Below are 19,647 nucleotides of genomic sequence, written 5' to 3'. Positions count from 1 at the left end.
ATTTCTAACCGTTGTAGCGGTTGACAATCAAGTTAAAGAATATCTAACCTGAATAAGGGTTAGGTATTTGGAGTTCCGGGTGAATGCGTCTGACGTTGCATGGAATATTGCTGGGCATGCGCCGGTTGATCCCGGTGAGTCTGTTTGTCATTCCTTTTGGCACCGCGTTCGGGATCGCGGCGATTGAGGCGGGGCTGGACCCGGTACAAGCCACGCTTGCAAGCGCATTCGTCTTTACCGCAACAGCTCAATTTGCGGCACTGGATTTCTTGACTGAACCTGTCGCTTTCGTTTCCCTGGCCCTGGTCGTCCTGGCTTTGAGCAGCCGGCACATCGTCATGAGCGCAGCCCTCTCAACATGGGTCAATCGACTGCCGAAATCCAAGCGTTTCCTCGTACTGGCCACGTTGAGCGACGCAAACTTTGCCGACGCATTGCCGGATCTCCAAGGTGGACAGGATGATCTTGGCAGGCTGTTCGGCGGTGGGGTCATGTTGTGGGTTACCTGGGTTGCCAGCACGGCTGTTGGAGCATTTGGTGGCAACATTCTTGGCGATACGGACGCATATGGGTTCAGCGTCGTCATGATCTGTTTTTTTGCAGCAACGGTCGCCGGTCAGGTGCAGTCCAGGACAAGATTGCTTGTCCCGGTCCTTGTCGCCATGGGGATTGCGGTTCTCACGTTGCCGGTCCTGCCGACGGGGTGGAACATCATTCTGGCCGCACTCGCCGGAGGCGCTGTTTCAGCGTGGCTGCATGCTGAGTAACGGCACGTTTCTGATTGCGGTTCTGATCATGGCAGCTGCGGCCTTTGCCACGCGGATCGCGGGCGCAGTCCTCATGTCCCGCGTCAGAACCACACGCAGCACCGACCTGTTTCTGGAGGGGCTGTCGGCGTCGGTCATCGCTGCGCTTGTTGCGTCTTTGCTTGCGCAATCGGATCTGAGAACTGCCCTGGCCGTCGCCGCTGCGATTGCCGCGATGCTGGTAACGAGAAGCGTGATCTGGGCCATGCTTGCGGGAATGGCATGCGCGGCCCTGATCTCAAGATTGCTTTAGAGCGGGGACCTTCTAACCGCCGACCTTTTCCTTGAGCGGTGCGAACAGCGGATTTTCCCTGGAAAAGACGTAATCCAGCGTCTCAACCGTTACCGTATCCGCGCCTTCTTCGATGAGCAGCTTGGCGCAATCGGCAACCGCATCTTTCGGGCACAGAACATTGACGCGATGATCGTCGTTGGCTTCCGAGAAGCGCTGCATCGCACCAACCCTGCTGACCGCTCTCAAAGCCTGAGTCCGGTCATCGACCACTGCCTTGATCAGCTTGACATCCCGGGCCGCTTCTTCTGCTGCGACCCGGTCAAGGATATCCCGGGCTGCGGCCAGGCTGGTGTCGGACCAGTCGGCATTGAGTGAAGCGACAAGATTGGCCTGGCTTTTCAGCATCACACCATCGGACAGGATCTTCAGGTTGTTGGCATGCAACGTGGAACCCGTTGTGGTGATGTCGACAATGAGCTCCGCGGACCCTGCGGCGGGCGCACCCTCGGTTGCTCCGGCACTCTCCACGATCCGGTAGTCGGCAATCCCGTGCCTGGCGAAAAAGGCACGGGTCAGATTGACGTATTTGGTCGCGACGCGGAGCCTGCGGCCATGGCGGTTGCGGAAATCCGAAGCGACATCGCTCAGGTCGGCCATGGTTTCGACGTCGATCCATGCTTTGGGGACGGCAACAATTACATCTGCCGGTCCAAATCCAAGCGGAGTGACGATGTGGACCACATTCTCCGGATCGGTGATGTTTTCGTGCACCAGGTCGAGTCCGGTGATTCCGAAGTGAACGGAGCCCTCGGAAAGAGCGCGCGCAATCTCCGATGCCGAAAGGAACGCGATCTCCGCATTGTGCAATCCCTTGATCGCACCGCGATAGTTGCGGGCGCCACCGGGTTGGAGAACCTTCAGACCAGCCCGCCCGAAAAAGGCATGGGTGTTTTCCTGAAGGCGGCCCTTGGAAGGAATGGCGATAATGAGTTTGCTCATGAGTTGGCCTCGATACTCGCGGCAATCCTGTCCAGCCACATGGAAAATCCGATGGACGGCACTTTCTGCGCCGCACCCAGAAGGGTGAGCAGCTTGTCGTAGCGGCCACCCCCGACCAGCGGTCCTTCGACCGCGTCCGAAGCTGCATGAATTTCAAAGACGAACCCGGAATAGTAATCCAGACGGCGTCCGAACTCTGCTGCGAACGTCAATCTGGTCCGGTCGATACCCTTGTTCTCGATGGCTGCCAGCCGCTGTTCGAAAGCTGCGATGGGCGCTTCAAGATCGAGCCGGTATTTCCGGGCAAAGCTGTTCAACGCGTCCGTCGCATTCGCACCGTCTGCTTTCAGCGAGAGATAGGCGGTCAGTGTTTCGGCAGCCTTGTCGTGCCCGTGTGCACCGCTTGCGAGCGCAGCCTGTTCCAAAAACCGGTCGGCGATTTCGCTTGGTGTCCGCCCGCCAACCGCGGCAATGCCCGCAATGGAAAGAAGATCTTCGACAACTGCATGTGCCGCAGTCGGGTCGGCACCTTCGAGCGCAGAGAGGAAACCCAGGCGGACGTCCCGGCTTTCATCGTCAGAAGACGAGCCCCCGGCCATTCTACCGATCGCAGCTGAAAGCTTGTCGGTCTCTCCGAAGAGGTCACGCAGGCGCCGACGCCAGACACTGGGCAGATCAAGCCCGGTCAACACCGCCGCAAACAGGGTCTCGTCACCAATGCGGATGGTGTTGGAGGAAACGCCGAACGTTTCGAGCGCATTGACGGAAAGGGCAAGAACGTCCGCATCCGCTTCGGCGATGTCACTGCGCCCAAGGCTTTCGGCACCGAGTTGCGGAATTTCGCCAAGACCGTCCGGACGCTGCCGGAACACCGGCCCGTTGTAACAATAGGCCGCCGGCAGAGTTGCCTTCTGGAACGCCAGGTGATGACGGCAGACGGGGATGGTGAAGTCCGGGCGAAGGCAAAGATCCACGCCATCGGTGCCGCTGGTCAGGAACAGGCGGCGGCGAATATCTTCTCCGGTCAGATCAAGAAACACGTCGGCCGGTTGCAGGATCGGCGGATTGACGTGGCTATGGCCCGCCGACTTGAACAGGTCCAGTACCGCATCGATCTTTGCCGGGTCCAGTCCGGGTGTTTCTACCGCCGATATCATGTTTCAGCCCTCGTTCTGGCGCCTGCGGTCGTCGGCTTGACCGTCAAGAATGCCACGTACGGTTTCGATCAGGTCAGCTTCTTTTACCGTGACCTGCGCCGGGCGGCTTTCGCGCCAGGTAATATTGTCGGTGATCTCTTCCGAAAGACGCTTGCCTTCGATCAGGTCCTTGATCTGCAGCTCTCCGGCTTCGCGCTCATCGGAACCCTGAATAATGGCCACCGGGCATCCGCGCCGGTCGGCATATTTCAGCTGATTGCCGAACTTCTTCCAGTTGCCCTGGTACATCTCGGCGCGGATCCCGGCCGAGCGCAGGTCCTGGACCATTTTCTGGTAGCGGCCGAGCGCGGCAACATCGCCATCCATCACCGTAACGAGAACCGGTGCAACCACGTCGGAAGTGCTCAGCTTGCCAAGGTTCTTCAGCGCAGTCATCAGACGCGAAACGCCGATGGAAAAACCGGTTGCCGGAACGTCGCGCCCGGTGAAGCGTTTGACCAGGCCGTCGTAACGGCCGCCGCCGCCAACGGAGCCGAACTGGACCACTTCACCCTTTTCATTGGTGACGTCGAACAGGAGTTCTGCTTCGTAGACAGGGCCCGTGTAGTATTCCAGGCCGCGAACGACGGACGGATCAATCTTGATCCGGTCATCGCCGTAACCGCAGGATTCAAAAATGGCCGCCATCGTGTTCAATTCGGTGATGCCGTCATTTTCCAGGGAGCCTGTGCCAGAGACAAAAGCGATAATGCTGTCGATCGCGGTCTCGTCCAGCTCTGCACCTTTTGTGAAGTCGCCGCTTTCGTCCTTCCGGCCTTCGCCGAGCAGGAGGCGCACGCCTTCAATGCCGAACTTGTCGAGCTTGTCCATTGCGCGCAGAACTGTCAGGCGACGCTCACCATGTTCTTCGCCGCCCAGTCCGACGGATTCCAGAACACCGTCCAGAACCTTGCGGTTGTTGACGCGAATGACATATTGGCCGCGCGGAATGCCAAGGGCTTCCATGGTGTCGGCCATCATCATGCACATTTCAGCATCGGCCTGAACGCCCGGCGCCCCGACTGTGTCGGCGTCAAATTGCATGAACTGGCGGAACCGGCCGGGCCCCGGCTTTTCGTTCCGGAAAACCCAGCCCGCGCGATAGGTGCGGTAGGGGAGCTGGATCTCGTTGATGTTCTCCGAAACATGACGTGCGAGCGGTGCCGTCAGGTCGTAGCGCAGGCTCATCCACTGTTCGTCATCGTCCTGCACGGAAAAGACACCGGCATTCGGCCGATCCGTGTCGGGCAGGAACTTGCCCAGGCAATCGGTGTATTCGAACGCGGGCGTTTCGATCGGATCGAAGCCGTATTGTTCATAGACCGCACGGATCTTGCCGATCATCTCGTCTGTTGCACGGATGTCTTCGGCAGAACGGTCGACAAAGCCCCGCGGCAGCCGGGCCTTCAGTTTGTTCGGTTTTTTGGCCATGAGGTCCTTGGATCCTGGCGAGTTCTCCACCAGTTGCAGTCGCGACAGACCGGCAACCGGCGCTTAGATTGTTGCGGTTGTCCTAGACGAAACAGGTCTTGAGGGCAAGGTTCACAAGCGGGTGAGAAGGTCCTGTTTGGCACCGTTATGGCCGGACAATCAGAAGAAAGCCGGACGAATGCCTTGTTTGCATCACAGTTGACGTTAAAAGGAGCTGCGGACAGGCGGAGACTTGGCGGTGCGAACGGCGCAGCCATAAATGCGAAACCTGCGATTGATTGGCGAAAATCTCGTGGGTCTTTTCTTGTATTTAACCTCTGGCAAGCTATGTTCCGCGCGGTTTCTAAAGGGATTGGGGCCTGCCTTGCAGAGAAATGCCGGGTAAAGCCAGGCGAATGAAGGTTGAAGATGAGTAGTGCAGTGGGTGTGGCGGACAGCAATGCCGGAGCGGAAGTCATGTCCGCGCCGCAGGTTGCGGCAAGGAAATCTGCTGAACTTAGCGTGATCCTGCCGAGCTTCAACGAAGCATCCAACATCCCGATCCTGGTCGGCCTGCTGGACGAAGCATTGCGGGGCATCGACTGGGAAGCGATCGTCGTCGACGACAATTCTCCTGATGGCACCACGGAAGTTGCGCGCGAGATCGCTCAGCGCGACCCGCGCATCCGGGTTATTCGCCGCATCGGGCGCCGTGGTCTGTCAGGTGCCTGCATCGAAGGCATCCTGGCATCATCCGCACCTTACGTTGCAGTGATGGATGCCGACCTTCAGCATGACGAAACACTGTTGCCGAAAATGCTGGCCGAGCTGAAGTCCGACGACACCGATCTCGTGGTCGCAAGCCGCAAGGTAGATGGTGGCACTGTTGGCGAAGGGCTGTCTTCCATTCGTGCCTGGGGATCCAATATCGCGAATGGTCTTGCGCAAAAACTTCTGAATGTGACCTTGAAGGACCCGATGAGCGGGTTTTTCATGGTCCGGCGGGAAAAAGCGGAAGCGTTGGCTCCGAAGCTCTCGCCCCAGGGCTTCAAGATCCTTCTTGACCTGGTTTCAAGTGCCAACGGTTCTTTGAAGATCAAGGAACTTCCCTTCACGTTTCGCGAGCGCCAGCACGGCGAAAGCAAGCTGGATACGCTCGTAACGCTCGATTACTTCGGCCTGCTTCTGGCCAAGTATTTCGGCGACGTCGTGTCCGTCCGTTTCCTGATGTTCGGTCTCGTCGGGGCCAGCGGCCTTGTGGTGCATCTGGCGGCCTTGCGAATTTTCCTGTTGGGCGACATTGAGTTCAACATTGCGCAGACCGGGGCCTCGTTCGTCGCCATGACGTCGAACTTCTTCCTCAACAACCAGCTGACCTACAGGGATCGGAGGTTGCGCGGTACCCAGGCGCTTGTCGGACTTCTGACATTCTATGCGGTGTGTTCCGTCGGGGTTCTGGCAAATGTCGGCGTAGCAAACCTGATGTATGCGGATCCGGCCTATTGGTGGTTCGCAGGTACCGCCGGTGCGATCATGGGTGCAGTGTGGAACTATGCCGCAAGCTCCGCATTGACCTGGCGGAAGTCATAAAGGCTGAACCGTGAACCCCGGAACACAGGCACCAGCCTTGCCGTTCTTCTTGCGTCCGGCAGGGCTGATGGTGATCGTCGGATTGCTGACGATCCTGAAGATATATGCCGCCGCCAACGCGCATTTTGTCGAGGATGAAGCCTACTACCGGATATGGGGCCTGTTTCCGGCGTTGAGCTATTATGACCATCCGCCGATGATCGGCTGGTGGATCGCGGCGGGGCAGGCGATTTTTGGCGATACCGTTTTTGCGGTCCGCTTTCTGGTGATATTGACCGGTCTGATCGGTACGCTCGCCCTCTGGCGAACCGCTTCCATATTGTTTGACGAACGGGTCGCCGGTTGGGCGGTGCTTTTTTTCAACTCCAGTCTGCTGGTCGGGATCGGCGGCATACTGGCAACACCTGACGCCCCTTCCGTATTTTTCTGGGGGCTCAGCCTGTGGGCGCTTGCCGAACTCTCCCGTTCACGGAACGCCAACTGGTGGCTGATGGTCGGCCTGATGGCGGGGTGCGGCCTGCTCGCGAAATACTCGGTGCTCTTCCTGGGGGCGGGGATTGTACTCTGGCTCCTCTGGGTGCCCGGTTCACGCCGATGGTGGACAACCTGGCAGCTCTGGGCCGGAGGAGCGATTGCGGTCATCTGCTTTTTGCCGGTCCTTTACTGGAACCATGCTCACGAGTGGGTGAGCTTTTACAAGCAGTTCGGCAGGGCCGGAAGCGGTGGTTACACGGCAAAGTACATCTTCGAGTTCCTTGGGGCCCTGATCGGCCTTCTCAACCCGCTGATTGCAATCCTCGCAGGTCTTGGTGCTGTGACGTTGTTCGGAGCCTTCCGCAAGAGGGAAAACGCTGCATCCTTGCTGATCCTGACTGCGTTGCCTTTCATACTTTACCTTCTTTATCATTCCCTGCATTCGCGGGTTCAGGCCAATTGGCCCGCCCCGCTGTTTCCGGCATTCGCGATCGCCGCTGCAGTCTTTGTGGCCGGACTACGTGCTGATCAGGCCTTCTGGAAACGACTCGCTGCCGGAGGCGTTGGTCTCGGCGTCCTGATCGCGGTGGTGGTGCAAATCCATGCCGTGTCGCCGGTAACTGGTCAGTTTGCCCGCAAGGACCCGACTTTCCAGCTGCGGGGCTGGCCAGAGATTGGTGAGGCGGTTCGGGCGTTCGTGACGAAAGAAGGCGCAGCTTATGTTGCGACGACCAGTTACGGGTTGAATGGCCAGATCGATTACCTCCTGAAAGATACGGTGCCGGTCGTCCAGCTTACCGAACGAATTCGCTATATCATGGCGCCGGAACCGGACATGAACCTGTTCGGCAAGCCGGGTCTCTACGTCACGGAAAAGCGCCGCAACAAGGAAGGCGATCTCAAGAAATCCTTCTCGAGCGTTAAAGAGCTTGGAGAGCTGGAGCGCAAGGTGGACGGTGTTCGGCTGGAGGATCTCGTCGTCTATCGGATCGAAGGTCCAATCGGGCCGGTATTCGAGCCGATGGAAGTCAGGTGAACTGGCAGGATCCTTCAGCAAACGCGAACAACATACTTGCAAAGTCTCTGCGAATGCCGCAGGGAAGAGAAAGTACTTTCAGCATCTGGTCCGCCCGCGGAAATTCATGAAGCGCATTACACTTGGAGCTCTTGATTATGGTCTCGCTTTCGGGGTCGATCGCGCTTTGCGGGACCTGGCCGAACGTGGCCGTTTGAGCGCGCTGGGAGCGCTGGTGGCAACGGAATTGTGGCCAAGAGAGTTCCGACCGCTTCAGGAATTGTCAGAAAAGGTCGGCGATCAGGTGCTCTTCGGCGTGACGCTGGCTTTCAGTGGCGACCGCGTATCTCCCGTCAGCGCCCGTATGCAGGAAGTCTACGGCGATCGCATGATGACGAGGGAAAAGCTCCAAAGACGGGCCTTCTTTCGGCTGTTGCCCGACGAACTGTTGTTCGAGGAAGCGCAGGCTCAATTGGCGAGATACAGCGTGCTGATGAAGCGCCAGCCGGATTTCATTGCTGTGCGGGAAGGTTTGCTTGAACGCTCCTCGCTGGCCCGTCTCGTCTTCAAGGCGGTGCAAAGCTCGGATTTCGACAATCCGCCACTGGTCGTGTCGCCGATCCGCTCCGGTCTCAAGACGCTACGACTTGCAAGACTGGCGAAGTCGTATCAACTGCAAATGCTCCCCAAGGCAGAGCCTCTGCCGGAGATAAGCGACGCTGAAGAACTGCACCGGCTGTTGCACAATCACTTTGACGGCATGAGCGACCGGAGCTTCGTAGCAGCGATCCCGGGCCAGGCTGACGACCGGCTGCGGCGGAATGAGCCGCGCAAGAAAATTGCCATTCGCGAATGCCAGTATGAAGTTCTGTCGAGCGACCGGTTTTTCCGGACGTTGGACAAAAAGGATGTTTTTTTGAACTAGATTTGATGACCGGCAGCCTGCGGTTTTGTGCATTGAATGCCGGTACAACGAAAAAACGGCCCTGCGGGGAACAGAGCCGTTTTTCGTGGAGGTCAAGAAGGGGGGAGGGGCGACCCCGCTTCCATGTCCTTTGATATAGGGATATTTTGCTTGATTGCACGTGATGGAAATCACAGGATTGCGCTTGGGCAAAAAAAATTGGTGTCGGCATAAGTACAGGCAGGGGTCAGGCGTGACGGAAATTAGAGACTTTTTGAAGAACAGCTTTTCTCTTGAAGGGCTTGAATCGGAATTGGCGGTGGGTTTGTCCCGCCTTGCCAGGTCTATGAAAATTGCTGCCGGTACAATCCTCTTTGAAAATGGCGATCCCGGAAACGGCTGTTATGCGGTTCTGGAAGGGTCTTTGAAAGTGTCGCTTCTGTCGGTGGAAGGTGATGAACAGCTACTGGCGGTGCTGGGACCTGGCGATCTGGTCGGAGAACTCGCCTTGCTCGATGGGCGGCCACGATCTGCCACGGTCAGCGCGTTGAAAGAAGCCCACCTTGCTTTTATCGACAAGGCTGCATTTGAACGTTTTGCCGACGAACATCCTGCTGTCTATCGTCATATGCTGTCTATCGTCGGAAAGCGGTTGCGGCATGCAAACGACGTCCTTGCCGCGCGTTCTTTCCTGCCGCTCCCTGGCCGTGTGGCGCAAACTCTGCTCCAGCTTTCCGAGACCTTCGGCAAGCCGCTTGATGATGGTCGTGTTCTGATTCATTACAAACTCAGCCAGGCTGATATTGCCAACATGGCAGGTGCCGCCCGCGAAAACGTCAGCCGAGTGCTCAATGACTGGAAGCGCTCCGGCACGATCAGCCGGATTTCCGGCTACTATTGTCTTGAACAGATCGACTTCCTGGAACAGGCATCGACGCTTTAGTCCGCTTCTTCGAGCAGGGAAGCCACCTGGGTTCCTGCTAGGATCGACGCCAGCGTTTCCGAGTTTAGGCTGTCGAGAAAGGCTTCTGCGGCCCGGGCCATCGCGCCTTTCAGGGCGCAACGGGGCAGAAACGCGCATATTGCCGGCTGGGGTTTCAGGCAGGCAACCACGCCGAGATCGGGTTCTATCAGTTTGACGACTTCACCCAGGCGGATGCTGTCCGGTGATCTGGCCAGACGTATGCCGCCGCCGCGTCCGCGCGTCGTTTCCAGATAACCGCCTCTGGCCAAATGTGCGACGATCTTCATCACATGGGACTTGGCCAGCCCGAGTTGCTCGCTCAATTTGTCGACGGTTTGCGGTGCGTCCGATTGAGCCGTGGCCATCAGAATTCTCAACGCAAAATCGCTGGCCTGACTGAGGCGCATAGCAGGGTCCTATAAAACATTCATATTAGATGTTGATTTTAGCGCGTGTCTGTGTCATTTAAAAGATGCATCTTAAATGAATGTTTTGGAGGCGGCGATGGAAGCCCGTAATTCCGCTTCGAACCGATACAAACTGCAAAGGCGTGTCGTGCCCGAAGCCGGTGATCGTCTGCAGCGGTATGAAAACGTCGACGAACAATCGATCCACGTGCTGGTGCACACGTTCTACGGCTGTGTCCGTCAGCATCCGCGGCTTGGAGAAATTTTCGAACGCCGTCTTGAAGGCAAGTGGCAGGAACATCTGCCGAAAATGGAAACCTTCTGGCAGGCCGTGTTGCTGAAAAACGGCGCCTACAAGGGCAAGCCGGTGCCGGCCCATCTGAAGCAGAAGGAGCTGGTAAGCTCCGATTATGCCGAATGGTTGAGCGTCTTTCGTCCGGTTGTCCGCGAGCTGTTCGTTCCCGAACTTGCCGACGAGATCATTGCGGTTGCCGAACGCATCGCGCAAAGCCTCTGGCTTGCGACATTCGGAATTGCCGGTGCGGAGCCGCCCCCGGAACTGTCCTCCCGCGAAACGCACTGGAGCGGATCATGTTAGTCGGAGTAGTGCTTGTAGCAGAGGCACTCGTGGCTGTCTGGTTCACCGTGTTTTCGATCATGTTGATGTCCATGTATCTGGACTCGCGCAAAATGCCGTTGCCGAAGCTTGATGTTGCCGGGCGCACGCTTATCGGCAGTGCGAAACTTGCCTTCGTCACCGGCATGCTCGCTCTGGTGGTCCTGACGGTCGCCGAATTGCCGTCATTCAGTTAGGAATGGAAAATGTCGATGTCGAAATTGTTGCCGCGCGGGTTGCCGATTCTGCTGATCTGGATTGCCGCACCGCTCCCCCTGTGGATCATGCTGATCCTGATGCTCATCGTCTGAACAGCTACCCTTGTGCTCTTGTCCACTCACGTTACTCTGGTCTCAACTGAAATTGAGGGAGTTGAGGCGTGAGCGACGACGAACCGAGCGGTGAACTGACATTGCGCACGATGGCAATGCCTGCCGACACCAATGCCAATGGCGATATCTTCGGGGGATGGGTTCTGTCCCAGATGGACCTGGCGGGCGGCATCAAGGCAGGACAGCGAGCCGAAGGACGCGTCGTGACTATTGCGGTCGACAAGATGAAGTTCATCCGGCCCGTTCAGGTGGGTGACGTGCTCTGCGTCTACAGCGACGTTGTTCGTGTCGGCAATTCTTCCATGGAAATCAAGCTTGAAGCCTGGGCGTTGCGCCATCGGTATGGCGAACGCGAAAAAGTGACCGAGGCGATTTTCACCATGGTCGCGGTCGACGACGACGGCAAACCACGTCAGGTCCCCAAGAAGGACTGACCGTTCAGCTGGAAAATGCCGGTTGAGGCCTGTGCCGGTTGAGGATATCCGCAAAGAGGTCTTCGTCCACGGCACAGGTGCAGCCCTTGGCCCACAGGTGAAGCAGCGCTTTCAGGCGCTCGATGCGTTCATCCGGGTGAAGGGGGGACTTGTGACGCGGCAGACCGCCGATGAGGCGCAGACATTTGATCCGCGCCAGGACACAATCCTCGGCAGCTTGCTGCCAGATCTCCGATCCGGCAATTTCGACTTCCGCCGCCAGATGGTCTTCGATCAGATCGGCCGCAATTCCGGCAAATGGCTGTTTAGACAAAAAATCCTCCATCGGTTGCCCGAGGAGGACTGGCGCATGAAAATCAACCGCTTCGTTGCCGATTAGCCTCTAACGAGGATCAAACCGACCGCATCCCTGTTGCGGAAACCACCTTGCCCGGTCTGGCAGGTTGGCGAGGGCGCCAGCCCTTCTCTTGATGATGGCTGGCTTATGCCATGTCCTTCCGACCTTGGCAAGTCTGTCTGTATGCGACAGATCTGTTCATGATGGAAATTCCTTTGTCGGCAGACAGCTGGCAGGGCGGTTCCCTTCAGGCCGCTGCCGTTTCGGCGGAACCGCCGCTGGCTGCTCCTCAATTGCAGACCGAAAATAGCGCGTCAGTAGTGCGGCGGTTTTTCGATCTGGTGACCCGGCAGAACGTTTTCCATCAGTTCTTCCACCTGATCCGTCATGTTATTGAGTGCTCGCGTCAGCCGGTCAATCTGTTTTCCCTGTTCAACGACGACACCGCTGAGTTCATCGATCGTATGGGCTGCATGAGCCAGGTCGATTTCGAGCTTTTCAATCCGGGCCTCATGTTCATTGGCCATTTCCGGCTTCCCTCTTGTAGTTTGATAATGCGGTTCACACCCGGAACGGTGAAGCGCACGTATAGGCGGATTATCACAAAAGAACAAATCCATTCATCGTATCTTGCCGATGGTTCAAATCAGTGGCAAATGCCTTATATGAAACCCGGAAACCCGATATTCGTATCCGGGGAAAATCACTTCAACGAGAGAAATTCATGACCGCCTTGTCCGATTTCCAGATTACCCGCAAATGGCCGGCCCAATATCCGGACCGGATCCAGCTTTATTCCCTGCCGACACCGAACGGCATCAAGGTGTCGGCCATGCTGGAGGAAACCGGTCTTCCCTATGAGCCCCACCTCGTGGATTTCGGCAGTAGTGATCAGCATTCTCCCGAGTTTCTTTCACTCAACCCGAACAACAAGATTCCGGCGATTATCGACCCGAACGGGCCTGATGGGAAACCTCTGACCCTGTGGGAGTCCGGCGCCATTCTGCTTTACCTTGCCGAAAAGTCCGGCAAGTTGCTGCCGGAAAATCCGGCCGCCAAGTACGAGGCTATCCAATGGGTCATGTGGCAGATGGGTGGTTTGGGGCCGATGACGGGCCAGCTGGGTTTCTTCCATAAATTTGCCGGCAAGGAGTATGAGGATCGCCGCCCGTTCGAGCGTTACCGCGACGAAGTCATCCGTCTGCTTGGTGTTCTGGACAGGCAGCTGGAAGGGCAGGGGTTTATCGTTGGCAACGAATACTCGATCGCCGACATCACCTGCTGGCCCTGGGCGCGAAACATCAACGGCTTCTACGAGGCGGCCGAAGTTGTCGGATACCAGAATTTCAGGAATGTCGTTCGCTGGGTGGACACCTGCGTGAACCGGCCGGCCAGCGAGAAAGCAATCAACATTCCGGCGCGGGTCTAGCGCAAGGGTTTTTGAGGGAAAGGCGGCGGATCGTCGCTTTTCTCACGGCAATTAAAGAAAGCACAGTGCTATCTGGCCACTTTATTGCCGCCAAGCAGCAAGTCCAAGAGTTGGAGGAGATCGTGTTGGCGGTCTGCTTTTGTGCGCCCACTCAGCGCTTCCAGGCCGATCAGGCTGCCGTAAAGCAGCCTTGAAAAGCTTCGGCATTGCGGTTCGGGAATGCCGCAGTTTGAAAAGAGCTCCGTCACATAGTTCAATCTCTTTTCGTCGACCGTCTTGACGGCTTCAAAGGCGTGCTCATCGTATCGGCCCCAGTCCCGGATTGCAGCCTCTACGTTCACACCGCCATAGGCATACGTGTCGGTATTCGTTGCCACTTCCACCAGAAGGTAAAGTCTTCCGGCTGAGTTTTCGCCGGAATTGTCGACCAGTTGAATGATCGCTTCGGTTGCCTTGCGCTGCCAGTGCTCAAGCATCTGAAGTTTCAGGGCGGGTACATCCTTGAAATGCCAGTAGAACGACCCCTTGCTGACTTTCAGCTCACGGGCAATCGCCTCGGCTTTGATCGCTTGAGGGCCGCCCGCGCATAGGGCTCTGAATGCTGCCTGGATCCAGTCTTGTGACGTCAAGCGTGTCTTTTGTTCCTGCATGATTTTGCGACCATACGGTGGCGTATTGACAGGCGCAAGCAAGTCAACATACGGTGCCGTATGGTTTTGATCGGAGGTTCAAGTGGTCACGTCAGTTGCAAGTGTTCTCTTTCTTGTTTTGGCCGGGATTTCGGCTTTGCATCTCTATTGGGGCTTTGGAGGACTTTGGCCGGCGCGGGACGAAGCAACCCTTGTGCGTATGGTGGTCGGGGCAAAGGGCATGAGGCAAATGCCCGGCAGGACTTTAACCGTTGTGGTCGCTGGACTTATTGCGATTGCTGCAATCTTGCCGCTTCTGTCTGCAGGTATTCTGACCTATCCGGTCGCGACAGTTTTGCCGTCCGGACTGCTTCCGACAATGTTGAGTTTGTCGCTAGCCGGTATTGGGTTGATCTTTTTGGGAAGAGGAATTTTGAGCTATACGCCATATTTCGCCCACATGCAGGCCGAAGAGCCTTTCAGAACGCTGGACAGGCGATATTACGCGCCACTGTGCCTGGTTTTGGGGGCAGGTTTCATGTTCCTGGTGTTTTCCTGAGGGAGCCGACTTGTTTCTGTGAGACGGTTCGCAAATTCGCGTCATCACGTTCTGACCGTAAAACGAATTTCAACCCAGGTATTCGCGCAAGGCCGGAGGTGGACTTTCGAACAGCTCGGAAGTCGGCACAGGCGCGTGCGCGATGCCCTCGGCGACCAGCACCGTCTGATCCGCAATCCGGCGCGCATCTTCGGGAGCATGACTAACCATCAAGAGCGTCGTGCCGGTTTCGAGTGCAAGGTCTGAAACCAGATCCAGCATTTCAGTCTTCAGGGCAGGACCCAGGGCGGCAAAGGGCTCGTCCAGCAATAACAGTTCCCGCTTCTGCACCAGAACGCGGGCAAGAGCCGCACGGCTTTGCTGCCCGCCGGAAAGCTCCGAAGGTTTGCGTGTCGCCATGCCGTGCAGACCGACGCGTGCCAGGGCGGCCTGCACCTGGTTCCGCTCGTCCTTGGACAGTTTTCCGTTGGGCCGTAGTCCAAGCGCGACATTCTGTTCTGCTGTCAGATGAGGGAAAAGATTCCCATCCTGAAAGAGCATGGCAATCGGACGCTTGCCCGGGGAAAGGGATGTGAGATCTATCTGTTTCCAAAGGACTTGGCCGCGAGTGAGGTCACGGAAACCGGCAATCGTTTCCAGCAGTGTCGATTTGCCTGCTCCCGAAGGGCCAATGATCGCGACACGGCTCCCGGCCTCAATCACAAAGTCGGCATTCAGGGTGAAACCGCCATTGGCAATACTGCATTCGTCAAGCTTCAGCATGCCAACGTCCTCCGCGATCCAGGAGCCAGAAAACCGTCATTGATAACACGAGAAGCAGCAATGCACCGCCGGCAGCCGCCTGCATCTGGTAAGCCCCCATCAGTCGGTAAATCTGCAGCGGCAAAGTTGCAGTCTCGGCATTTGCAAAAAAGGTTATGACGCCGAGATCGCCCATTGAAAGAGCAGCAGCCAACCCGGCGGCAAAACCGATCTGGGGGCGCATGCGGGGGATCAGTATTCGGGAAAAGAACACTCTGCCTTCCATGTTGAGAGAAAGAGCCAACCGGCCATGCCGCTGGACGACATCGCGGGCAGCCGGGACAAGGATACGAAGGGCGAAAGGCAGCGCCATCACCGCATTCACCAGCGCAGTGACGGGCAGAGCAAGTGAGGTCGGATCGACCAGAGGCCGAAGCACAATGAACAAACCAGTGCCGATGACCAACGGCGAGGCGGCAAGCCCGAGGATACCGCTGACGTCCACGAAGCCGTATCGCCCGGTAGCGATGGTCGCCGCCATGGGAAGTGCCATCAACAACAGGACAAAAGTGCTCAGGGCTGCTACCGCCAGCGAGGTCATTGCTGCCTGAACCACGACCACCGGTAACGAGGCAAGGCCGACAAGGCCAGAGATCACCACCGACATCAGCGGCAGAAGAAGAAAGACTGAGGCAATCGCGATCCAAATCGTGTCGACAATCGGCTTCCCGCCATCCCAGCGGCGAATGGCCCGGTCAAGTCCGGCACCAAAGCCGTCCCCCCGCGAGAGTTTGAGTGCGGCGTATGCTGCTGCCGTTGTCAGGACCAGCTGCAGCGCCGACAGCATCGCTGCCCGGCTGAGGTCGAAGTCATACGTGAAGGCCTGATAGATCGCCAGTTCGATCGTCGTGGCACGGGGGCCGCCGCCCAGGGTTAGCGCAACTGCAAAGCTCGTCAGGCAAATGGCAAAAATCACAGCCAGAACGCCGGGAAGGATCCGCGCCAGCATCGGCAACTCGATCAGCCGGAACATTGAACGCTCGTCACAACCCAACTGGGCCGCGAGACGAAATCGTTCCGAAGGAACCTCCTGCCAGCCTTGCAGAATCAGGCGAGTGGCCAAAGGCAGATTAAAAAAGACATGCGCAAGGACAACGCCATGCAATCCGTAAATGCGGATAGGTGGCAGGCCGAAGAGGCCAAACGCGTCGGAAATCCACCCCGCGCGTCCGAAGACCTGGAGGAGGCCGATTATGGCCACGATGACGGGAAGGATGAAGGGAGCCCCGAGAAGGGCGATCAACACGCTTCGGCCCGGAAACCGCCGCCTTGCCAGCGCACGGGCAACCGGGATTGCCAATCCGGCGCTGATCAGGGCGGAAAGCACCGCCTGCGTAAGCGTAAAGCGCAGCGCTGCCCAGTCAGCCGGACCAAATCCTTGCCCGGCTTCAGCGCGCAGCGCAATTGCGGCCAGCGTGCCCAGAATCAGCGCGGCGACGACAGCCGCCGACGCGATCCCCGGGAACGGATTTACTGGCTGAGTGCGCCCAGCCATTCCGCCAACGCTTCTTCCCGCACTTTGGCGGCTTCATCAGCGCCCAAGAGTAGGGATTTTTCCGGAGTGTGCAGGGTTTCGAAGCCTTTTGGCAGTCCGCCCTCCGGAGTAATTGCAGGATACATCCAGTTCGTGGTCGGAATGATGGATTGGAACACGTCGGAAGTCATGAACTCCAGAAACTGATCGGCCAGTTCCGGCTGATCCGTGCCCGCCATTTTCGCAGCAACTTCGACCTGCATGTAGTGACCTTCGTCAAAGGCGGCAGCAGCCTTGCTGGCGTCGTCTTCGGCAATCAGGTGATAGGCCGGTGAGGTGGTGTAGCTGAGCACCATGTCCGCTTCCCCTTCGAGAAACAGTCCATATGCTTCCGACCAGCCCTTGGTGACAGTGACGATATTGTCCGAAAGACCTTCCCAGATTGCCGAAGCTTCGTCGCCATAAACTGCCTTGACCCACAGCAGAAGGCCCAGTCCCGGTGTCGACGAGCGTGGATCCTGAATGAGGATCTTGGTATCGCTCTCTGCCAGTTCGCGGAAGTTGCCGGGTGCCTCGGCGTCCTTGTTGTGCACGAAAGCGAAGTAACCCCAGTCGTAAGGCACGAAGGTTTCGTCGTTCCACTCAATCGGCAGCGCATATTCGGTGCGTACGGAATGGGGCGCGAAGAGGCCGGTTTCCTTTGCAGCGGCAATCAGGTTGGTGTCCAGACCAAGCACGATATCCGCGTCGGAATTCTCCCCCTCCAGCCGGATGCGCGACAGAAGAGCTGCGCCATCTTCGATGCCGACGAGGTTCAGCTCGCAATTGCAGACGGCTTCGAAAGCTTCCTTCACCTGCGGGCCGGGGCCCCAGTCGGAAACGAAGCTGTCATAAGTGTAGACGGTCAGCTGGGGTTTGTCGGCGGCAATCGCCGATGTTGCGCACAATAGTCCCGCAGCAAAGAGCAGATGTTTCATGTCATCCTCCATTGCGGCGAGAGGGCAAGGATGGATGAAACCGCTACCTTTCCCTCCGCCGGTTCTAGCCGGTTCAGGTTCAACGGGTTTGCCAGAACGGCATCTCAGCGCGAATTCCTCACGCACCCCGAGGTAAGGCCGTGATTATCTGGAAATGCGTCTGAGCACAACAGGATTACGGTTAGCTGGATAAAGATTGTGATGGCCTTACACCAGTGCATCCGATGAAGGTTTCTCGGGCGAACGCAGGTGCATTCGATCAATCCTCATTGAAAGCCCATGCCACCCCTGGTGCCGCAATTCGGCACAGACTGAAGTGACGGGTGGCTGCAAACGCAAAAAGGGCGGTCCGAAGACCGCCCTTTCCGTAAAGCTTTGAGCTTTGGACTTCTTAGAAGCCCATGCCGCCCATACCGCCCATGTCGCCACCCGGCATTGCCGGTGCTGCTTCTTTCTTCGGCAGCTCAGCAACCATGGCTTCGGTGGTGATCAGCAGACCAGCGACGGAAGCTGCGTCCTGCAGAGCAGTACGAACAACTTTGGTCGGGTCGATGATGCCGGCTTCGATCATGTTGACGAAGTCTTCGGTCTGAGCGTTGAAGCCGAAGGTGTCGTCGTCGTTTTCCTGGATCTTGCCAACAACGATGGAGCCTTCGACGCCAGCGTTTTCGACGATCTGACGGATCGGAGCTTCCAGAGCGCGCAGAACGATCTTGATGCCGGCTTCGATGTCGGAGTTGTCGGAAGACAGAGCGGAGACAGCTTTCTTCGCACGCAGCAGAGCGGTGCCGCCACCCGGTACGATGCCTTCTTCAACGGCAGCACGGGTTGCGTTCAGAGCATCGTCAACGCGGTCTTTTTTCTCTTTCACTTCGATTTCGGTCGCACCGCCAACGCGGATAACTGCAACACCGCCAGCGAGCTTGGCCAGGCGCTCCTGGAGCTTCTCGCGGTCGTAATCGGAAGTGGTTTCTTCGATCTGAGCCTTGATCTGACCAACGCGGCCGTCGATGTCTTCCTTGGAACCGGCACCGTCAACAATGGTGGTGGTTTCCTTGGTGATGGACACCTTCTCAGCGGTGCCGAGCATGTCGAGGGTCACGTTTTCCAGCTTGATGCCGAGATCTTCAGAGATCACAGTGCCGCCGGTCAGGATAGCGATGTCTTCGAGCATTGCCTTACGGCGATCGCCGAAGCCCGGAGCCTTGACAGCAGCGATTTTCAGGCCGCCGCGCAGCTTGTTGACAACGAGAGTTGCCAGTGCTTCGCCTTCAACATCTTCAGCGATGATGAGCAGCGGACGGGAAGACTGAACGACAGATTCCAGGATCGGCAGCATAGCCTGCAGGTTGGAGAGTTTCTTCTCGTGCAGCAGGATGAACGGCTTTTCCAGGTCAGCAAGCATCTTGTCAGCGTTGGTGACGAAGTACGGAGACAGGTAGCCGCGGTCGAACTGCATGCCTTCAACGACTTCCAGCTCGGTTTCCAGAGACTTGGCTTCTTCGACGGTGATCACGCCTTCGTTGCCGACTTTCTGCATGGCTTCGGCAATGTCTTTGCCGACCTGCTCGTCGCCGTTAGCGGAAATGGTGCCGACCTGAGCAACTTCTTCAGAAGTGGTGATGGTCTTGGAAGCAGCTTCCAGAGACTTCACAGCTTCAGCAGCAGCAAGATCAACGCCGCGCTTCAGGTCCATCGGGTTCATGCCGGCAGCAACAGCTTTTGCGCCTTCCTTGACGATAGCCTGAGCCAGAACGGTAGCAGTGGTGGTGCCGTCGCCAGCGATGTCGTTGGTCTTGGAAGCCACTTCGCGCACCATCTGGGCGCCCATGTTTTCGAACTTGTCTTCCAGTTCGATTTCCTTGGCAACGGAAACACCGTCCTTGGTGATGCGCGGTGCGCCGAAGGCCTTGTCGAGAACAACGTTACGGCCTTTCGGGCCGAGGGTTACCTTGACAGCGTTTGCGAGGGTGTCCACGCCTTTGAGCATGCGCTCACGGGCGTCGGAGGAGAATTTTACTTCTTTAGCAGACATGTAGTCGTCTCACTTAAATTGGAA

Annotated in this window: 22 protein-coding genes and 2 riboswitches; of the genes, 11 read left to right on the top strand and 11 right to left on the bottom strand. The window is 57.5% G+C overall.

Annotation, left to right across the window (positions count from 1 at the left end; all coding sequences use genetic code 11):
• Nucleotides 1–83 precede the first annotated feature (83 nt).
• Nucleotides 84–767: an AzlC family ABC transporter permease gene (locus ABLQ08_RS06125; RefSeq protein WP_352940230.1), complete on the top strand. Its 684-nt coding sequence runs from the start codon at nucleotides 84–86 to the stop codon at nucleotides 765–767.
• Nucleotides 757–1,059 (top strand): AzlD domain-containing protein, encoded by a 303-nt coding sequence (locus ABLQ08_RS06120; protein WP_352940229.1) that lies wholly within the window; start codon nucleotides 757–759, stop codon nucleotides 1,057–1,059. The genes ABLQ08_RS06125 and ABLQ08_RS06120 overlap by 11 nt, the downstream gene beginning before the upstream one ends.
• 12 nt (nucleotides 1,060–1,071) lie before the next feature.
• Here the strand turns inward: ABLQ08_RS06120 and hisG are convergent, their stop codons facing one another.
• The 3 genes from hisG to hisS are packed head-to-tail and all read right to left on the bottom strand — an operon-like array spanning nucleotide 1,072 to nucleotide 4,667.
• The gene (hisG, locus tag ABLQ08_RS06115; RefSeq protein ID WP_352940228.1) at nucleotides 1,072–2,040 is read right to left on the bottom strand and encodes an ATP phosphoribosyltransferase; all 969 of its coding nucleotides are present in this window, start codon (nucleotides 2,038–2,040) and stop codon (nucleotides 1,072–1,074) included.
• A complete protein-coding gene (locus ABLQ08_RS06110; protein ID WP_352940227.1) occupies nucleotides 2,037–3,197 on the bottom strand; it encodes an ATP phosphoribosyltransferase regulatory subunit in 1,161 nt (386 codons plus the stop codon). Before ABLQ08_RS06110 ends, hisG begins: the two co-directional genes overlap by 4 nt.
• A 3-nt stretch (nucleotides 3,198–3,200) precedes the next feature.
• A complete protein-coding gene (gene hisS / locus ABLQ08_RS06105; protein WP_352940226.1) occupies nucleotides 3,201–4,667 on the bottom strand; it encodes a histidine--tRNA ligase in 1,467 nt (488 codons plus the stop codon).
• Between the two features lie 456 nt (nucleotides 4,668–5,123).
• Between hisS and ABLQ08_RS06100 the strand changes: the two genes are divergently transcribed.
• From ABLQ08_RS06100 to ABLQ08_RS06085, 4 genes are all read left to right on the top strand, one after another.
• A complete protein-coding gene (locus ABLQ08_RS06100) occupies nucleotides 5,124–6,236 on the top strand; it encodes a glycosyltransferase family 2 protein (protein ID WP_352940523.1) in 1,113 nt (370 codons plus the stop codon).
• Nucleotides 6,237–6,246: 10 nt separating this feature from the next.
• The gene (locus ABLQ08_RS06095) at nucleotides 6,247–7,746 is read left to right on the top strand and encodes an ArnT family glycosyltransferase (RefSeq protein ID WP_352940225.1); all 1,500 of its coding nucleotides are present in this window, start codon (nucleotides 6,247–6,249) and stop codon (nucleotides 7,744–7,746) included.
• 106 nt (nucleotides 7,747–7,852) lie between these two features.
• Nucleotides 7,853–8,650 carry a ChbG/HpnK family deacetylase gene (locus ABLQ08_RS06090; protein WP_352940224.1) on the top strand — a complete coding sequence of 266 codons (798 nt, stop codon included), beginning with the start codon at nucleotides 7,853–7,855 and terminating at the stop codon, nucleotides 8,648–8,650.
• A gap of 232 nt (nucleotides 8,651–8,882) precedes the next feature.
• A complete protein-coding gene (locus ABLQ08_RS06085; RefSeq protein ID WP_352940223.1) occupies nucleotides 8,883–9,572 on the top strand; it encodes a Crp/Fnr family transcriptional regulator in 690 nt (229 codons plus the stop codon).
• On the opposite strand, the gene ABLQ08_RS06080 is transcribed toward ABLQ08_RS06085, so the two are convergent.
• Nucleotides 9,569–10,000 carry an RrF2 family transcriptional regulator gene (locus tag ABLQ08_RS06080; RefSeq protein WP_352940222.1) on the bottom strand — a complete coding sequence of 144 codons (432 nt, stop codon included), beginning with the start codon at nucleotides 9,998–10,000 and terminating at the stop codon, nucleotides 9,569–9,571. The two genes, ABLQ08_RS06085 and ABLQ08_RS06080, sit on opposite strands and share 4 nt — an antisense overlap.
• A gap of 97 nt (nucleotides 10,001–10,097) precedes the next feature.
• On the opposite strand from ABLQ08_RS06080, the gene ABLQ08_RS06075 reads away from it, so the two are divergent.
• From ABLQ08_RS06075 to yciA, 3 genes are all read left to right on the top strand, one after another.
• Nucleotides 10,098–10,598 (top strand): group III truncated hemoglobin, encoded by a 501-nt coding sequence (locus tag ABLQ08_RS06075; RefSeq protein ID WP_352940221.1) that lies wholly within the window; start codon nucleotides 10,098–10,100, stop codon nucleotides 10,596–10,598.
• Nucleotides 10,592–10,813, top strand: coding sequence for a hypothetical protein (locus tag ABLQ08_RS06070; RefSeq protein ID WP_352940220.1), 222 nt, complete (start codon nucleotides 10,592–10,594; stop codon nucleotides 10,811–10,813). The genes ABLQ08_RS06075 and ABLQ08_RS06070 overlap by 7 nt, the downstream gene beginning before the upstream one ends.
• Nucleotides 10,814–10,995: 182 nt before the next feature.
• Entirely contained in the window at nucleotides 10,996–11,382 is a 387-nt protein-coding gene (gene yciA / locus ABLQ08_RS06065; protein WP_352940219.1) for an acyl-CoA thioester hydrolase YciA, read from the top strand.
• Nucleotides 11,383–11,386: 4 nt separating this feature from the next.
• Here yciA and ABLQ08_RS06060 read toward each other — a convergent pair whose 3' ends face one another.
• Both ABLQ08_RS06060 and ABLQ08_RS06055 read right to left on the bottom strand, forming a co-directional pair.
• Nucleotides 11,387–11,695 (bottom strand): hypothetical protein, encoded by a 309-nt coding sequence (locus ABLQ08_RS06060; protein WP_352940218.1) that lies wholly within the window; start codon nucleotides 11,693–11,695, stop codon nucleotides 11,387–11,389.
• A 41-nt stretch (nucleotides 11,696–11,736) separates the two neighbouring features.
• Nucleotides 11,737–11,861: riboswitch (SAM-I-IV-variant riboswitch) on the bottom strand.
• Nucleotides 11,862–12,033: 172 nt separating this feature from the next.
• Nucleotides 12,034–12,246 (bottom strand): SlyX family protein, encoded by a 213-nt coding sequence (locus tag ABLQ08_RS06055; protein ID WP_352940217.1) that lies wholly within the window; start codon nucleotides 12,244–12,246, stop codon nucleotides 12,034–12,036.
• Between the two features lie 197 nt (nucleotides 12,247–12,443).
• Between ABLQ08_RS06055 and ABLQ08_RS06050 the strand changes: the two genes are divergently transcribed.
• Complete coding sequence (locus ABLQ08_RS06050) at nucleotides 12,444–13,148, top strand: glutathione S-transferase N-terminal domain-containing protein (protein ID WP_352940216.1); 705 nt, start codon at nucleotides 12,444–12,446, stop codon at nucleotides 13,146–13,148.
• A gap of 68 nt (nucleotides 13,149–13,216) precedes the next feature.
• Here ABLQ08_RS06050 and ABLQ08_RS06045 read toward each other — a convergent pair whose 3' ends face one another.
• On the bottom strand, nucleotides 13,217–13,798 hold the full coding sequence (locus tag ABLQ08_RS06045; RefSeq protein WP_352940215.1) for a TetR/AcrR family transcriptional regulator: 582 nt from the start codon (nucleotides 13,796–13,798) through the stop codon (nucleotides 13,217–13,219).
• A gap of 82 nt (nucleotides 13,799–13,880) precedes the next feature.
• On the opposite strand from ABLQ08_RS06045, the gene ABLQ08_RS06040 reads away from it, so the two are divergent.
• Nucleotides 13,881–14,336 (top strand): DUF3995 domain-containing protein, encoded by a 456-nt coding sequence (locus tag ABLQ08_RS06040; RefSeq protein WP_352940214.1) that lies wholly within the window; start codon nucleotides 13,881–13,883, stop codon nucleotides 14,334–14,336.
• 69 nt (nucleotides 14,337–14,405) lie between these two features.
• On the opposite strand, the gene ABLQ08_RS06035 is transcribed toward ABLQ08_RS06040, so the two are convergent.
• From ABLQ08_RS06035 to groL, 4 genes are all read right to left on the bottom strand, one after another.
• Entirely contained in the window at nucleotides 14,406–15,098 is a 693-nt protein-coding gene (locus ABLQ08_RS06035; protein ID WP_352940213.1) for an ATP-binding cassette domain-containing protein, read from the bottom strand.
• Nucleotides 15,085–16,632 carry a thiamine/thiamine pyrophosphate ABC transporter permease ThiP gene (locus ABLQ08_RS06030; RefSeq protein ID WP_352940212.1) on the bottom strand — a complete coding sequence of 516 codons (1,548 nt, stop codon included), beginning with the start codon at nucleotides 16,630–16,632 and terminating at the stop codon, nucleotides 15,085–15,087. The genes ABLQ08_RS06035 and ABLQ08_RS06030 overlap by 14 nt, the downstream gene beginning before the upstream one ends.
• Entirely contained in the window at nucleotides 16,608–17,588 is a 981-nt protein-coding gene (thiB, locus tag ABLQ08_RS06025; protein WP_352940211.1) for a thiamine ABC transporter substrate binding subunit, read from the bottom strand. The genes ABLQ08_RS06030 and thiB overlap by 25 nt, the downstream gene beginning before the upstream one ends.
• A 32-nt stretch (nucleotides 17,589–17,620) precedes the next feature.
• A riboswitch (TPP riboswitch) is annotated at nucleotides 17,621–17,728 on the bottom strand.
• A gap of 251 nt (nucleotides 17,729–17,979) precedes the next feature.
• The gene (gene groL, locus ABLQ08_RS06020) at nucleotides 17,980–19,623 is read right to left on the bottom strand and encodes a chaperonin GroEL (RefSeq protein WP_352940210.1); all 1,644 of its coding nucleotides are present in this window, start codon (nucleotides 19,621–19,623) and stop codon (nucleotides 17,980–17,982) included.
• Nucleotides 19,624–19,647 lie beyond the last annotated feature (24 nt).

This window comes from Roseibium sp. SCP14 (assembly GCF_040329475.1).
In the GTDB taxonomy this organism is placed as follows: Bacteria; Pseudomonadota; Alphaproteobacteria; order Rhizobiales; family Stappiaceae; genus Roseibium.
This window is presented reverse-complemented; position numbering and strand designations above follow the sequence as displayed.